We start from the raw sequence: 15,109 nt of genomic DNA on the forward strand, positions 1-15,109 counted from the left end.
CCCCGTCCCCCTCCGGCGAGGCGTCCACGGCGCCTCCCGGGACGCTGATCGCGACCACCGAGGCGGGGGACGCGCCGGACGTCACGAACAGGCGCCGCATACCGCGCCGTGCCGTGCTGCTCGGCGCGGTCGCCGTCGCCGCCGCCGGCGGTGCCGGTGGTGCCGGAGCCCTCGCGGCCGCCCGGCGCGGCGGGGACGCGCCGGCCCCCGCCCGAGCCGCCCAGCTCGGCCCCGGCACCACGCTCACCGGCCACACCGGCGTGGTCGAGGCGGTCGCGTTCAGTCCCGACGGCAGGCTCCTGGCAACCGGGGGCAGCGACGCACCGCGAATCTGGGACGTCGCCACGGCCCGCACGCTGCGGACCCTGGACACCGCGAACGTGCGCGGCGTGGCGTTCAGCCCGGACGGGAGGCTGCTGGCCACCGCGCACGACGACTCCTTCGCCGCGCTCTGGGACGTCTCGTCGGGCCGCAGGACCGAGACCTTCCGCACCGAGCGGTACGGGATCTGGACGGTCGCGTTCAGCCCGGACGGCCGGACGCTCGCCACCGGGAACCCCGACGTGCGCCTGTGGGACGTCCGGACCGGGCGCGCCACCGTCCTCGACACCGGCCCCCTCACCCGGAGCCCGCAGGGCGACCCCATCCCCAACACCGTCATGAAGGTGGAGTTCAGTCCGGACGGCAGAACCCTGGCAGCCGCCCTCACCGGGTACGGCGAAGGGGGCGGCCAGGGCGCCGTGCTGGTCTGGGACGTGGCGGCCCGCCGGAGGACCGCGCTGCTGCGGGGCCCGGCCGAGGACACCCTGTCGCTGGCCTTCGTCCGCGACGGCGCCTCCATCGCCGTCTGCGGCAAGAGCGACGAGATCGCGCTGTGGGACGTCGCCGCCCGCCGGATCACCGCCTCCCTCACCGGCCATCTCGACGAGGTCCGGGGGCTGACGGGCAGCAAGGACGGCGCCGTCCTCGCGAGCTGCGGTCTCGACCGGAACGTCCACCTCTGGGACGTCGCCTCCCGCCGGACCACCGCGGTCCTGACGGGGCACACCGCGCTGCTCGACACCCTGGCGCTGTCCCCGGACGGCAGGACGGTCGCGGCCGCCGGCGGCCAGGACGATCACGCAGTGCGGATATGGAAGGTCCGGTAGATGCAGGCATTGCGACCGCAGGATCCCCCCAGCGTCGGCCCCTACCGGCTGGAAAGGCGGCTGGGCGAGGGCGGGATGGGCCAGGTGTTCCTCGGCACCTCACCGGGCGGGCGGCAGGTGGCGGTCAAGCTGATCCGCGCCGAGCACGCCGCCGACGCCCATTTCCGGGCCCGCTTCGCCCGCGAGGTCGAGGCGGCGCGCAGGGTCGGCGGCTTCTACACCGCCCAGGTCGTGGACGCCGATCCCGACGCGGCCGAGCCGTGGATGGCGACGGCCTACGTCCCCGGCCCGTCCCTGCGCGACCAGGTCGACCGCGACGGCCCGCTCACCCCCGAGGCGGCGCGGAGGCTGGGCGCGGCGCTTGCCGAGGGCCTGGCCGCGATCCACGCCTGCGAGCTCGTCCACCGCGACCTGAAGCCCGGCAACGTCATCATGTCCCCCGACGGCCCCCGCATCATCGACTTCGGCATCGCCCGCGCCGCCGACGCCACCACGCTCACCGCCACGGGCTCCGTCGTCGGCACCTACGCCTACATGGCGCCCGAGCAGATCCGCGCCGACCGCGCCGGACCCGCCGCCGACGTCTTCGCGCTCGGCTGCGTCCTCGCCTTCGCCGCGACCGGCCGGGCGCCGTTCCAGGCCGACAGCGTCCCCGCGACCGTCCGGCGGATCGTCGCCGAACCGCCCCGGCTCGACGGCATGGAGGGGGGTCTGCGCGACCTCGTCGCGGCGTGCCTGGCCAAGGACCCGGAGCAGCGTCCCGGCCTCCCCGAGGTCGGCCGCCGCCTCGCGGCCGCACCGGCCCCGCGCCGGATCCCGCGCCGGGCCCTGATCGCCGGGGCGGCCGCCGCCACCGCGGCCGCGGCGATCGGCGGCCCGGCCGCGTGGCTGCTCTCCCGCCCGGACGAGCCCTCCGCGCCGGCGTTCAGACCGACCGCCGCGCCCATCGGCTCGAAGGTCCTCGTCGGCAAGCCGCTCTCCCTGGACTCGCTCACGTTCATCGACGGCGGCGCGGTGCTGATGGCCGCCGGGACCGAGGCCGTCTGGCAATGGAAGCTCGCCACGGGCGAGCACCGGATCACCGACATGCCGGAGGTCCTCGCCGAATCCGGTGTCCGGACGTTCAGCGCCGACGGGCGGGTCCTGGCAGCCTGCCAGGACACCCACGTCGCGATCGGGGACCCGGCCACCGGCCGGACGACCCGCCGCATCGACGTTCCCGACCGCCCGGTCTGGGTGGCGCTGAACGCCGACGGCTCCAGGCTCGCGGTCCACCACGGCGACAGCGTCGGCCTCTGGGACGTGCGGACGGGCCGAAGAAGCGGCCCGAGCTTCGGCGACGGCCACACCCTCACCTTCAGCCCCGACGGGAGGCTCCTCGCGGGCGGTGAGTCGGCCGACGAGGGCCCCATCTGGGTCTGGGACGTCGCGACCGGCCGCACCATCACCGAGTTCCGCGAAGGCACACCCGGGGCGTTGGCGTTCAGCCCCGACGGCACGGTCCTCGCCGGGACCCTCGTGAGGGACGTGCGCCTCTGGGACGTCCGGAGCGGGCGGACGCTCCGGACCATGCGAGGGCACACCGACTACATCGACGCGCTCGCCTTCAGCCCGGACGGCGGGATGCTGGCCAGCGGCGGCGACTTCGAAGACCACACCATCCGGCTGTGGAACACCCGGACCGGCGCGCTCATCGCCACCCTGACCGACGAGACCGACGACGTGGGCACGCTGGCGTTCTCCCCGGACGGCCGATCCCTGGCGAGCGCCACCGGCGACGGCACGGTCCGCGTCCGGCGCTTCGCCTGACCGGCGGGCCGGGTTCAGACCCGGACGGGCAGGGACACCAGGCCGCGGACGATCGAACCGGTGCGGTGATGGCGCAGGTCGGCGGTCGGCACCGCCAGGGCGAGACCGGGGAAGCGGTCCAGCAGGGCTCCGATGGCGATCTGGCCTTCCAGCCGGGCCAGCGGGGCTCCGAGGCAGAAGTGGAGGCCGTGGCCGAAGGCGACGTGGCGTTTGGGGGCGCGGGTCACGTCCAGCCGGCCGGGCTCCTCGAACACCGCGGGATCGCGGTCGGCGGCGCCCAGCGAGACGTGCACCCAGGCGCCCTTCGGGATCGGGGTCCCGGCGATCTCCATGTCCTCCAGCGCGATGCGCTGGCTCGCCCGTTCCACCGGGCCGTCGTACCGCAGCAGTTCCTCGATCGCGGACGGCAGCAGCTCGGGCCGCTCCCGGAGGAGTCCGGCCTGGCCGGGCGCCCGGAGAAGGGCGAGGACGCCGTTGCCGATCAGGTTGACCGTGGTCTCGTGCCCGGCGATGAGCAGGAGCGCGATGCTGCCCAGCAGCTCGGCCTCGGTGAGGGCGGCGTCCCCGTCGCGGGCGGTGATCAGGCCGCTGATCAGGTCGTCCTCGGGACCGGCCCGGCGCTCGGCGATCACCTTGACCAGGTAGTCGTTGAACGCTCGGGCCGCCTCGCGGCGACGCTCCCGGGCCTCGGCGGTCAGCGCGGGGACGGTCAGCACGGCCGTCCACTCCCGGAACCGGGGCCGGTCGGACGCGGGTACGCCGAGCAGTTCGCAGATGACCTGGATCGGCAGCGGGACGGCGAACTCCTCGATCAGGTCCGCCTCGCCGCGTGCCGCGATGCCGTCCAGCAGTTCGCCGGCGATCTCCCGGACGCGGGGCCGCAGCCTCTCGACCCGCCTGCCGGTGAACGCCTTGGCCACCAGCGCGCGCATCCGGGTGTGGTCGGGCGGGTCCATGGCGAGCATCGTCCCGCCGAAGAACAGCTCGCCGTCGACCGGCACGGAACTGCGCGCGCTGTCCTTGGACAGGCGGGGGTCGTTCAGTGCCGCGCGGCCGTGCTCGTGGTCGACCACCAGGAAGGCGGTGGCCCCGCGGGGGAAGTCGATCGGGTGCACCGGCCCGGACGCCCGCAGCTCGTCGTAGGCGGCGTACGGATCCTCGCTGAACGCCCGGCCGAACAGGAACTCCAGCGGCAGACTCACGGACGGACCTCCTGCCTGGAACCGATCGCACGATTGTAAGGGGGCGACATACGGCGCAAATCGACGGCCGGAGGTACACGCACGGGTGTGGTGGAAGGATGAGCGGCATGGGACAAATCGTGGTCACCGCCGAAAGAACCCTGAAGGCGAGTCCGGACCGGGTACTCGAAGCCCTCAGCGACTACGCGGGCGTGCGGTCCCGCATCCTGACCGAGCACTACAGCGAGTACGAAGTCCGTGAAGGCGGCCAGGGCGAGGGCACGGTGGTGCACTGGAAACTGGCGGCCACCAGCAAGCGCGTACGCGACTGCCTCGTCACCGTGAGCACCTCCGGCACGGACCAGCTGGTGGAGAAGGACACCAACTCCTCCATGGCCACCACCTGGACGGTCGCCCCCGCCGCCGAGGGCTCGCGCGTCGAGATCAAGACCACCTGGGACGGAGCGGGCGGCATCGGAGGGTTCTTCGAGCGGACCTTCGCCCCCAAGGGCCTGCAGCGGATCTACGACGCGCAACTGGAGAAACTGGACTCCGAACTCGGCACATGACCGGGCGCGGGGCGGCGCCGGCGACGACCGGCACCGCCCCGGTTCGGCCCCGGCCCCGCCTCGGTCCGGCCCCGCCTCGATCCGGCCTCGGTCCCGCCCCGGCCAGCCTTGACACAATCCCGATCGTTGGCCGAACATTGGGTTCTGATTTCGATGTCAAGAAATAGGGGCGTCCGATGGGCCATATCCTGTACGAGGTCAAGGACCGGGTGGCGGTCATCACGCTGAACCGCCCCGAGGCCGCCAACGCCCAGACCATGGAACTGCTGGACGACCTCGACGCGGCCTGGACCCGCGCGGCCCGCGACGACGAGGTCCGGGTCGTCGTGCTGCGCGGCAACGGCAAGCACTTCTCCGCCGGGCACGACCTCAAAGGCGGCGGGCCCGCCCCGGAGAAGCTGACGCTCGAATACATCTACAACATCGAGGCGCGGCGGTACCTGGAGTACACGCTGCGGTGGCGCAACATCCCCAAGCCCTCCATCGCCGCCGTCCAGGGCAAGTGCATCGCCGGCGGGCTGATGCTGTGCTGGCCGTGCGACCTGATCGTCGCCGCCGACAACGCGCAGTTCTCCGACCCGGTCGTGCACATGGGCATCGGCGGCGTCGAGTACCACGGGCACACCTGGGAGCTCGGCCCCCGCAAGGCCAAGGAGATCCTGTTCACCGGCCGCCCCGTCACCGCCGACGAAGCCGAGAAGATCGGCATGGTCAACCGCGTCGTCCCCCTCGACGACCTCGACACCGCCGCCATGGAGCTGGCCGAGCAGATCGCCCAGATGCACCCCTTCGCACTCCGCCAGGCCAAACGCGCCGTCAACCAGACCCTCGACGTCCAAGGCTTCTACGCCGCCATCCAGTCGGTGTTCGACATCCACGAAACCGGCCACGGCAACGCGCTCAGCGACAGCGGCTACCCGGTCCTCATGCAGCTCGAAGGGATGAAGAAGAACCTCAGGAGCCAGTGAGCGCCCGCGGCCGGCCCGCCTCGGCATACACTAATGTCGACGTCGAATTCGATATTGATCCGAGGGGCGTATGAAGTTCGGAGTGCAACTCGGCGCCGTCAGTCCCCGGCTGTGGGCCGAGGTGGCCGAGGAGGCCGACCGGCTGGGGTTCGAGTCGGTCTGGGTCCCCGAGCACCTGGTCCTGCCGATCGACGTGGCGGGGAGCCCGCACCGGGGGCCGGACCATCCGCCCCTGCCGCCGGAGGTCCCGGTCTTCGACGCGTTCGGCGTGCTGTGCCATCTGGCGGCGCGGACGTCCCGGATCAAGCTCGGCACCGGCGTGTACAACATCGGGCTGCGGCACCCCTTCGTGACGGCGCGGGCGGCGGCGACGGTGGACGTCCTGTCCGGCGGGCGGCTGGCCTTCGGTGTGGGGGCCGGCTGGCTGCGGTCGGAATGGGAGGCGGTGGGGCTGGACTTCGACCGCCGCGGGGCGCGGGTGGACGAGGCCATCGCGGTGTGCCGCCGCCTGTGGGACGAGGCCGTGGTGGAACACCGTGGCGAGCACTTCGCCTTCGGTCCCGTGGCCTTCGAGCCGAAGCCCGTGCAGCGGCCGGGTCCGGCCCTGCACATCGGCGGCGACGGGGCCGCGGCCCTGCGCCGGGCCGCCACCGTCGGCGCGGGCTGGATGCCGATGAACCACCCCCTGGAGGAGCTCCCCCGCTCGCTGGCGCGGCTGGGAGAACTGGCCGAGCGCGCGGGACGGACGGCCCCGATCGAGATCACCCTGCCCGGCGAGCGGATCACCCGGCCCGAGGAGGTCGAGCCCTATGCCCGCGCCGGGGTGACCCGCCTGATCGTCTCGCCCTGGAACCGTTCCCGGGAGGCGCTGGACGGGCTGCGCCGGTTCGCGGCCGAGATCCTCACCTGACCGGCCGGGCCGCGCTTTCCCAGGCGCTCTCGCCCGGGAAGGTCCTGGTCATGGCGATGCAGTTGAGCCGGCCGCCGTTGCCGGAGTCGCGCAGCTCCACGCGGCCGAGACCGTCGCGCCGGGTGGCGGTGGCGATGACGGGTCCCACCCGTGCGGGCTGGAGGTAGCGCAGGCTGAGCGAGCACAGGGTCCGGCCCTGCGCGAGCGACAGCGCCGCCTCCTCGGCGGCCAGGGCGAGGAGCCCGCCGTTGACGGTGCCCGAGGCGTTCAGGCCGTCCTCTCTCCTGGGCAGCACGGCCACGCCGGGGCCGCGGCGCTCGCAGCCCGCGCGCTCGGCGAACGGCACGGCCAGCGGCTCCCGGGACGCCGGAAGCTCGACGCTGAAGCCGGGCGGCAGCCGGAGACGGGCGTCCGGCGCCATCATGAACGAGGCGTTCGCGATGGCCAGGGGGTCGCCGCCGGACGAGGTGAACTCGACCTCCGCGGCGAAGACCGAGCGGCCGGCCTTGACGGCCCTGGCGATCCCCTGGACGGTCCCGTCCACGGGAGCCGGACCGTACAGCTGCACGTCGAGGTCCAGGGTCACCGGCACGCGGGGGATCGTGACCTGGGTGGCCAGCAGGCCGGTCAGCGTGTCGGCCCATGCGGCCAGGATGGACGTCCGCAGGTGCGGGGTGCCGGGCACGCGCATCGCGGGAGTGACCGCCGCCGTACCGTGCAGGTCCTCGCCGGCCATCCTGGTCCCGAAGCCGAGTTCGTCCAGCATGTACTTCGGCGCCCGCGGTTCGCCGCTGACGGTCAAGTCTCCGCGCTCCTTCGATCCGATGGGGTCATTCCAGCGCCGGGAGGACCTCTTCGGCGAAGAGCCGGATCGTCTCCGGCGTGCCGAAGTCGTGGAACTGGCAGACGAACAGCTCGGCTCCGGCGTCGCGTTCGCGCGACAGCGCGGCGGCGACCTCGTCGGGGGTCCCGGCGATGACGCCGCCCCACGCGCCGAAGCGGCGCCGGGCGGTCTCGACGACCTCGCCGCGGGCGGCCGAGGAGGCGGCCAGGCCGATCGGGTGCTGGACCGAGATCCGGGCCTCGCCGGCCGACGGGCGCAGCTCGGCGAGCCGGTCCGCGGCGGTCGACGGGCAGTTCCACCAGTCGGCCCGGCCGGCGACCAGCGGCATCGTGAGCTTCGGGCCGGCGCCGCCGATGTGGATCGGCACCCGGCCGGCGACGGGCCGGGGCCGGCAGACCGCGTCCCGGAGCGTCCAGTGCGCGCCGTCGAAGTCGACCGGCTCGCCGGTCCACAGCAGGCGGACGAGGTCGATGGTCTCGGCGAGCCGGGCCGCGCGGGCCGCGGGCCCGGGGTCGGCGAACCCGTAGGCGGTGAGCTCCTCGGCCACCGATCCCCAGCCGAGGCCGAGTTCGAAGCGCCCCCCGGAGAGCACGTCAAGGCTGGCGGCCATCTTCGCCAGGACCGCCGGGTGGCGGAACTCCGCGCACAGCACGAGATGGCCGACGCGCAGCCGCTCGGTGCGCATGGCCACCGCCGTGGCGACCGTCCAGGCGTCGAGCATGTCGAGGCGGCGGTCCCCGGGAGGCGCGAGGTGGTCGACGAACCAGGCGGAATGGAAACCGGCCTCCTCGGCCGTACGCACACGCCGTTCGATGGTGGCGAAGTCCATCCTGACCTGCGGCAGGAAGAGGCCGGCCTTGACTCGATCCGTCATCTGATCACTCCACCGGGGGTCGGTCACACGGGGATGAGCCGGGAGAGGTTGCCGCCCATGATCTTGGCCTTGGCCTCGTCGCCGAGGCCGGCGAGGTCATCGACGAAGCTGATCGGGTCGGCCTTGCCCTCCGGGTGCGGGAAGTCCGAGCCGAACAGCACCCGGTCGGCGCCGATCAGGTCGGCCAGCGCGCCCATGTCGTCCTCGATGAACGGGCTCACGTGGATCAGCCGCCGCATCTGCTCCACCGGCTCCTCCTGGAAGCCGTGCGGCATCTTCTTGTAGGTCACCGCGAGCTTCTCCAGCAGCGGCCGCACCCAGGACGCCCCGGTCTCGATGGTGGCGATCTTCAGCTCCGGGAAGCGGGACAGGCAGCCGTGGCAGATCAGCGACGCCACCGTGTCCTCGATCGCCCGCCACTGCCCGATCTCGCGGAAGGGCTGCAGCGTGAACGGCAGGTACTCGTTCTGCCGGCCCTCCCAGTCCGCGGTGTAGCGCTGGTAGCCGCTGTCGGAGGAGTGGAACGCCACCAGCACGCCGCTCGCCTCGACCATCTTCCAGAACGGGTCGAACTCCGGCAGCGCGATCGAGCGGGGGCCGCGGATGCCGTACGCCGGGGCGGGACGGATCAGCACCACGCGCGCGCCGCGCTCCAGGCACCACTCCAGCTCCCTGATCGCCTCCTCGACGATCCCGAGCGTGATCACCGGGGCGGTGAAGATGCGGTCCCGGTAGTTGAAGGACCAGACCTCGTCCAGCCACCGGTTCAGCGCGTGGACCGCGGCGTGGGTCAGCTCGGGGACGTCCCGCATGCGCTCTTCCAGCAGGCTCGCCAGCGTCGGGAACATCAGGCTGCGCTGGATGCCCTGCTCGTCCATCAGCTCGAGCCGCGGCCCCGGCTCGCGGAACGCCGGGATCGACTCCATCGGCTTGCCGACGATCTCCCGGTACGACCTGCCCTCCGGGTTCCCGTTCTTGAAGTAGTCCTCCTGGGCGCCGGGACGGGCGACCTTCTCGAACGTCGGGTTCGGGATGTAGTCGCTGATCTGCCCGCGGATCGCGATCTTCGTCCGTCCCCGGACCTGCACGTACTCGATGGCGCCCCGGTACTCCTCCGGCAGGTACCGGGTGAAGGCGTCCTCGGTCTCGTACAGATGGTTGTCCGCGTCGAAAAGCGGAAACGGCAGCTCACGTGACGGCATGAAAGTCACCCTTTCGGAATTCAAAATTAACGCGGAGCCCGGAGAAAAGCGGAACCCGCTCAGTGGCGGGGCGCGGAGGTGACCGGGTCGGCGGCGCCGATCCGGACGACGGCCCGGTCCTGGTAGAAGGCGATGTGGTCGCGCAGGACGGCGACCTGGGCGTACGGCTCGGGGTACTCCCACGCGATCGGGTCGGCGCCGTCCCGCGGCCGCCAGTGCTTCGCCGTCCCCTTGAACGGGCACCGCGACGTGTGGTCGGAGGGCGCGAGGCGCTCGGTCCGCACGTCCGCCCGCGGCACGTAGACGACGATGCCGTGGTCCTGTTCGTCGACGACGAGCGCGGCCGTCGTCTCCGCCAGCGTGACGCCCTCGTGCGAGACCTCGACGAGGTTCCGCTTGCGGCGCACGTCCACGCGGTAGTCCGGCCGTTCGACGTAACCCGACGGTTCCATTCCCTGCTTCTCCTCAGTCACGGGCCCTCCTCAGTCACGCTCGTGCGCCAGCGAGCCGCTGCGCACCTGCTCCCGCAGCCGGAACTTCTTGATCTTCCCGGTCGGCGTGCGCGGGAAGTCGGTGACCAGGTGCACCGACTCCGGCCATTTCTGCCTGGAGAGCCCGGCCTCGGTGAGATGGGCCCGCACCTCGTCCAGCGACACCGGCCCCGCCGTGTCGTGGGGGCGTATCACCGCGCAGGCGCGCTCGCCCATCCGCGGGTCGGGCTCTGCCACCACGCTGACCTCGGCGACCTGCTCCATGGTCAGCAGGAGCGACTCGATCTCCTGCGCGCTGATGTTCTCGCCGCCGCGGATGATGACGTCGGCGACGCGGTCGGTGATGGTGAGGAAGCCGTCGGCGTCCAGCGCGCCCATGTCGCCGGTGCGGTACCAGCCGTCGCCGACGAACGCGCGGGCGGTCAGCTCCGGGTCGGTGTAGCCGATGAAGCAGTCCGCGCCGCGCGTGAGGATCTCGCCGTCCTCATCGAGGCGGAACTCGGCCCCGGGCAGGGCGCGGCCGTCGGTGCGCAGCCGCTTGGCGGCGACGTCGTCCAGCAGGCTCGCAGTGACCGACGGGTGCTCGGTGCTCCCGTACGACCGGTACACGGCGATGCCCTCGCCGGTCGCGCGCTCGGTGAACGCCTCCGGCACCGTCGAGCCGCCCAGCCCCATGTACGGGATCAGGGCCAGGTGCTCGGGGGTGAAGCCGGGGTGGTCGAGCAGGCTGGTCAGGAAGTAGGGCGGCCCGCCGGCGACGCCGAGCCCGTCCGCGGACATCATGCGCAGCACCTCGCCCGGGTCCCACCGGTCGATCAGGTGCACCGGCTCCGACCGCAGCAGCGGCAGCAGGAACGCGTTGATCATCCCCATGAAGTGGCCGACCGGGGTACCCACGATCTGCGGCGGCCCGCCCTTGCCGTAGAAGTAGTCGCACTGGCGCGCCTCCCAGCCGATCGTCTGGTGGCTGTGCACCACGCCCTTGGGGTTGAGCGTCGTGCCGGAGGTGAAGCCAACGACCGCCGGAGCGGCGGGGTCGACGGCATCCGGCTCCTGGATCGGGGCGGCGTCCAGCATCCGGGCGAAGGGCGTCGCGCCCCGCGGCAGCTCCCGCTCCGGGCGGTCGCTCACGACCAGCCACAGCGGCTCGGCGTCCCGTCCGGCCAGCAGTTCGCCGTACTGCTCCAGGTGATCGGTACGGCCGAAGCGGTCCGGGGTGATGATCACGTCGGGCCGGGCGACGTCGAGGATGTAGCCGACCTCCTTGGGGCCGTAGAAGTGCACCACGGGCACGACGACAGCCCCGACGTAGGTCGCGGCCCAGAACGCGATGGCGGCCTCGGCCCAGTTCGGCAGCTGGAGCACGACGACCGACCCCGGGCCGACGCCCCGCACCCGCAGCGCCCAGGCGAGCGAGCGCGCGGCCCGGTCCACGTCGGCGAGGGTGCCGTCGTAGGGGCGCACCGCGGACTGCACGTGGAAGCGCGAACGCGGCGCGCGGCCCAGCCCGGCGGCCACCATCGAGCCGAGGGAGTCCTCGGTCCACCAGCCTTCGTCGCGGTAGCGCTGGGCGAGCCCGGCGGGAACCGTCCGGACGCTCCCGGCTTCGAGAGCAGAGCTTCGGGTCACGGTGTCGCCTTCAGTGGTCGGTATCCTGGGCGGGCGGACGTCGCCCGCCGGTGCTGACGGTCCACATCAAAGTATATTTCGACGTCAAGGTCAATACCGGGGACCGCGGAGTGAAGGGGCGCCCTCACAGCGTCGTGCCCGAGACCGGGGAGCTGACGGTGAGCGGCCGGATCATTCCCTGCACGGAGTAGGACGCGACCAGCGTGCCGTCCTCGCCATGGACACGCCCCTCGCCCTGGGTGGTCCCGCGCCCCGTGTAGACGACCCGGTTGGAGTAGAGCAGCCATCGGGTCACGTCGACGTCGGCATGGTAGGCGACCGTGATCTTCGATATGCCGGTGGAGATCGTCTTGTGGGCCATCGCCTCGCTGTAGCCGGCGTGCGGGCGCAGCGCGGCGGCGATCGTCCAGTGCGTCGTCGACTGCGTCATCAGCGCTGCGTGCAGGTACCCGGCCGGGGGCGCGTCGCCGAACCGGGTCCACACGAACAGCTCGGGCGGCCCGACCCGGCTCGGGTCGAAGTCGTAGGCGTCGTCGACGACGCGGATCTCCCTGCCCGCCACCACCATCCCGGGGAGTTCGAGCGGGCGCAGCGTGCCCGGCCCGGGGACGTCCGGCATCGGCGCGGACGAGCCGGCCACGTCTTCGGCGTCCGCGCCCATCAGGATCAGGCCCGAGGCGCGCAGCTTCCCGTCCTGGACCGCCCGCGCCTGGACGGTGGAGTAGGTCCGGCCCCGGTGCGGGACGTCCAGCTCGACGCCGATCTCCTCGTCGTGGCGGGCCGCCCGCGAGAAGATCATCGTCGCGGACGTGACGCGCTGGGCGGGGATCTCCTTGGCCGCCGCGACGACGGCGCCCCCGATGAGCTGCCCGGCCTCCACCACGTTGCGCTCGGCGGGCCCGTAGGCGGGGGCCGTGTACCGCCCCGGCCCGGCCTGCCGGACGTCCATCAGCCTGACCAGCTCGTCCTGGTCCCAGGGCTTGGCCTCTTCGCCCCCACCGGCCGGCACTCCAGCCTCCATCGCTCTCACTCCCGTTCGAATCCGGCCGGGCCGCCGGTGCGCGGCGCCGGTTCGTTCCCGCGGTACACCAGCAATCTACGTCTTCCGGGCAGGCATTGACAACGACGTCGAAATCATGTGTCCTCGTCGAACCGCATCCTCCGGCGGCGGGGGACGACAGGGAGGTACCGTGCCGGACGGCGTTTCAGAGATCCTGCGCTTCGTCGAAGGCTGGGGACGGCGGACGTACCCGGTGCGCTGGTCGCTCCGCGACACGATCACCTACGCCGTCGCGACCGGCGCCGACGCGCACAACGGCCGGGCCCTCGTCTGGGAGTCCGCGCCCGGCTTCGGGACGCTCGCGACGTACGCCACCCGCTTCGCGCACGACGCCCTCGCCGACTTCGCGGCGGGCACGCAGAACGCGGGGCTCATGTCCTTCGCGCGCGCGAACCGCGTCCGCGTGCACCGGCCGCTCCCCGCCGAGTGCGGCGACGCCGTCGCGTCGGCCGCGCTCGGCGTCGCCGAGCGATCCGCCGGCCGGCTCGTGCTCAGGCTCGACGTCGAGACGTCCGGCCCCGCCGGGCCGATCGCGAACTCGTCGCTCGACGTGCACTTCCGCCTCCCGGGAGCCCAGGGCGGCCGGCGGCCGCCCTCCGCCGCACGAGACGGCTCCGAGGACGCCGGCTGGACGGTCGAGGCCCGGGAGAGGGTCCGCCCCTACCAGGCCGCGATCTTCCGCACCCTCCTCGGGCTGACGGCCGACGGGCGGACGCAGGACGCGATGCACATCGATCCGGCCGGATCGCGCAGGCTCGGGCTCGCCGCGCCGGCGCTTCCCGGCGAGGTCACCCTCGGCCTCGTCGCCCGGCTGGCCCGGCAGAACTCCGCGCGGCTCGGCGTCGGCGAGCTTCGCGGGGCCGCGGTCTCGTACCTGAGACCAGTGTCGGACGACGACCGCCTCGTCATCGGGTTCGCCCCCGCCGGCGGCGGCTCGGTGCGCACGAGGGCCGTCAACGGGGACGGCCGTGTCGCGCTGCACGGCGAACTCCACTTCCACCCCGTTGACGACCACACGGGCGACGACCACACCGACTCCGATCGCCGGGAGGCATCGTGAAACCTTCCTTCGAAGGCTCTCTTCCGCCCCTGGCGGAGCGCACCGTCCTGCACGTGCTGCGGGAGCGCGCCGAGCGGCACCCCGACCGTCCCGCGCTCGCCGGGCCCGGCGCCGAACTCGGCTACGGCGCGCTGCTGGACGAGGCCGCCGCGCTGGCTGGCGCCCTGCGCGCGTACGGCCTCCAGCCCGGCGACCGCGTGCTCCTGATGATGGACAACCACGTGGACGCGGTTCTCGCGTGGCTGGGGCTGACCTGCGCCGGCGCCGTCGAGGTGCCGGTCAACACCGCGTTCGAGGGCGGTTTCCTCGACCACGTCGTCCGCGACAGCGGGGCCGTCGCGGCCATCGCCGATGCCCGCTACCTCGACCGCCTGGCCGCCGCCGACGGCGGGCGGCTGGACGGCCGCGTCATCGCCCATACCCCGGCGGAGACGGGGCGCGGCGAGTTCGGCCTGCCTGCCGGCGAGCCGGTCATCGCCGAGGCGCATCCGTGGGACATCGCGGCGATGTTCTACACGTCGGGGACGACGGGGCCGAGCAAGGGCGTGCTCCTCCCCCACGCCCAGGCCTACGGGTACGCCAGCCCGGTGTACATCGGGGCGGTCGGGCACAACGACACCAGCCATGTGTCACTTCCGCTGTTCCACGTGGGCGGTCAGCTGTGGGGCGTCTACAACGCCCTCATCGCCGGGGCCCGCGCCTACATCAGCCCCCGGTTCTCCGCGTCGGGCTTCTGGCAGGAGATCGCGGACAGCGGCTCGACCTTCGCCATCCTGACCGGCGCCATGGCCCGGTTCCTGGAGGCCCAGCCGCCGAGTCCGCTGGACCGGGCGAGCGGCCTGCGCAAGGTCTGCCTGGCACCGGTCCCGGCCGACGCCGACGCGTTCTGCGAGCGGTTCGGCATCACCTACTGCGCCGGCTACGGCAGCACGGAGGCCGCCACGCCGCTCGCCGCCCCGCACGGGGTGTCGGGCGCCGGGGGCCTCGGCTGGGTCCGGCCGGGGTTCGACGCCCTGGTCGTGGACGAGCACGACATCCCCGTACCCGACGGGCAGATCGGCGAACTGGTCGTCCGGCCGCACGAGCCGTGGACGATGTTCCAGGGCTACGCCGGACGGCCGGAGGCCACCGCGGAGGCATGGCGGAACTCCTACTTCCACACCGGGGACGCCGTCCGCAGGATGCCCGACGGCGAGTTCTTCCTCGTCGACCGCATCCGCGACAGCATCCGCCGCCGCGGCGAGAACATCTCCTCGGTCGAGGTCGAGGCCGAGGCGAACACGCACCCGCTGGTCACCGACGCGGCGGCCGTCGGGGTACCGAGCGAGCACAGCGAGGAGGAGGTCCTGCTGCTCGTGGTGCCC

General features: G+C 73.0%; 14 protein-coding genes. 7 read left to right on the forward strand and 7 right to left on the reverse strand.

What is annotated here, in order from left to right; genetic code table 11:
* Together E1285_RS36020 and E1285_RS36025 are read left to right on the forward strand one after the other, a co-directional pair.
* On the forward strand, positions 1 to 1,148 hold a 1,148-nt coding region (locus tag E1285_RS36020), incomplete at its 5' end, for a WD40 repeat domain-containing protein (RefSeq protein WP_132159067.1).
* On the forward strand, positions 1,149 to 2,957 hold the full coding sequence (locus E1285_RS36025) for a serine/threonine-protein kinase (protein WP_132159068.1): 1,809 nt from the start codon (positions 1,149 to 1,151) through the stop codon (positions 2,955 to 2,957).
* Between the two features lie 14 nt (positions 2,958 to 2,971).
* Here E1285_RS36025 and E1285_RS36030 read toward each other — a convergent pair whose 3' ends face one another.
* Entirely contained in the window at positions 2,972 to 4,159 is a 1,188-nt protein-coding gene (locus tag E1285_RS36030) for a cytochrome P450 (RefSeq protein ID WP_132159069.1), read from the reverse strand.
* A gap of 107 nt (positions 4,160 to 4,266) precedes the next feature.
* On the opposite strand from E1285_RS36030, the gene E1285_RS36035 reads away from it, so the two are divergent.
* From E1285_RS36035 to E1285_RS36045, 3 genes are all read left to right on the forward strand, one after another.
* Complete coding sequence (locus E1285_RS36035) at positions 4,267 to 4,707, forward strand: SRPBCC family protein (protein ID WP_132159070.1); 441 nt, start codon at positions 4,267 to 4,269, stop codon at positions 4,705 to 4,707.
* A gap of 176 nt (positions 4,708 to 4,883) precedes the next feature.
* Entirely contained in the window at positions 4,884 to 5,675 is a 792-nt protein-coding gene (locus E1285_RS36040) for an enoyl-CoA hydratase (protein WP_132159071.1), read from the forward strand.
* Positions 5,676 to 5,745: 70 nt separating this feature from the next.
* The gene (locus tag E1285_RS36045; protein WP_132159072.1) at positions 5,746 to 6,585 is read left to right on the forward strand and encodes an LLM class F420-dependent oxidoreductase; all 840 of its coding nucleotides are present in this window, start codon (positions 5,746 to 5,748) and stop codon (positions 6,583 to 6,585) included.
* Here E1285_RS36045 and E1285_RS36050 read toward each other — a convergent pair.
* The 6 genes from E1285_RS36050 to E1285_RS36075 form a co-directional block, all read right to left on the reverse strand.
* A complete protein-coding gene (locus tag E1285_RS36050; protein WP_207947076.1) occupies positions 6,578 to 7,387 on the reverse strand; it encodes a PaaI family thioesterase in 810 nt (269 codons plus the stop codon). The genes E1285_RS36045 and E1285_RS36050 overlap by 8 nt on opposite strands.
* A 28-nt stretch (positions 7,388 to 7,415) precedes the next feature.
* Positions 7,416 to 8,303, reverse strand: coding sequence for an LLM class flavin-dependent oxidoreductase (locus tag E1285_RS36055; protein WP_132159073.1), 888 nt, complete (start codon positions 8,301 to 8,303; stop codon positions 7,416 to 7,418).
* Positions 8,304 to 8,326: 23 nt separating this feature from the next.
* Positions 8,327 to 9,505 carry an amidohydrolase family protein gene (locus E1285_RS36060; RefSeq protein WP_132159074.1) on the reverse strand — a complete coding sequence of 393 codons (1,179 nt, stop codon included), beginning with the start codon at positions 9,503 to 9,505 and terminating at the stop codon, positions 8,327 to 8,329.
* Positions 9,506 to 9,564: 59 nt separating this feature from the next.
* Positions 9,565 to 9,978, reverse strand: a complete 414-nt coding sequence (locus E1285_RS36065; RefSeq protein WP_207947077.1) for a DUF427 domain-containing protein — start codon at positions 9,976 to 9,978, stop codon at positions 9,565 to 9,567.
* Positions 9,979 to 9,987: 9 nt separating this feature from the next.
* Positions 9,988 to 11,625 carry an AMP-binding protein gene (locus E1285_RS36070; RefSeq protein ID WP_207947078.1) on the reverse strand — a complete coding sequence of 546 codons (1,638 nt, stop codon included), beginning with the start codon at positions 11,623 to 11,625 and terminating at the stop codon, positions 9,988 to 9,990.
* Positions 11,626 to 11,749: 124 nt separating this feature from the next.
* Complete coding sequence (locus E1285_RS36075) at positions 11,750 to 12,646, reverse strand: acyl-CoA thioesterase domain-containing protein (protein WP_132159075.1); 897 nt, start codon at positions 12,644 to 12,646, stop codon at positions 11,750 to 11,752.
* A gap of 169 nt (positions 12,647 to 12,815) precedes the next feature.
* Between E1285_RS36075 and E1285_RS36080 the strand changes: the two genes are divergently transcribed.
* Both E1285_RS36080 and E1285_RS36085 read left to right on the forward strand, forming a co-directional pair.
* Positions 12,816 to 13,745: a MaoC family dehydratase gene (locus E1285_RS36080; RefSeq protein WP_132159076.1), complete on the forward strand. Its 930-nt coding sequence runs from the start codon at positions 12,816 to 12,818 to the stop codon at positions 13,743 to 13,745.
* Positions 13,742 to 15,109 (forward strand): AMP-binding protein (locus E1285_RS36085; RefSeq protein ID WP_132159077.1); only part of this gene is annotated, 1,368 nt, incomplete at its 3' end. The genes E1285_RS36080 and E1285_RS36085, both read left to right, overlap by 4 nt.

Source organism: Actinomadura sp. 7K507, assembly GCF_004348425.1.
Lineage (GTDB): Bacteria > Actinomycetota > Actinomycetes > Streptosporangiales > Streptosporangiaceae > Spirillospora.

Bases quoted from the DNA above. Each gene is read 5' to 3' on its own strand.
- E1285_RS36025 (WP_132159068.1), top strand. From the start codon at position 1,149: ATGCAGGCATTGCGACCGCAGGATCCCCCCAGCGTCGGCCCCTACCGG.
- E1285_RS36035 (WP_132159070.1), top strand. From the start codon at position 4,267: ATGGGACAAATCGTGGTCACCGCCGAAAGAACCCTGAAGGCGAGTCCG.
- E1285_RS36040 (WP_132159071.1), top strand. From the start codon at position 4,884: ATGGGCCATATCCTGTACGAGGTCAAGGACCGGGTGGCGGTCATCACG.
- E1285_RS36045 (WP_132159072.1), top strand. From the start codon at position 5,746: ATGAAGTTCGGAGTGCAACTCGGCGCCGTCAGTCCCCGGCTGTGGGCC.
- E1285_RS36055 (WP_132159073.1), bottom strand. From the start codon at position 8,303: ATGACGGATCGAGTCAAGGCCGGCCTCTTCCTGCCGCAGGTCAGGATG.
- E1285_RS36060 (WP_132159074.1), bottom strand. From the start codon at position 9,505: ATGCCGTCACGTGAGCTGCCGTTTCCGCTTTTCGACGCGGACAACCAT.
- E1285_RS36075 (WP_132159075.1), bottom strand. From the start codon at position 12,646: ATGGAGGCTGGAGTGCCGGCCGGTGGGGGCGAAGAGGCCAAGCCCTGG.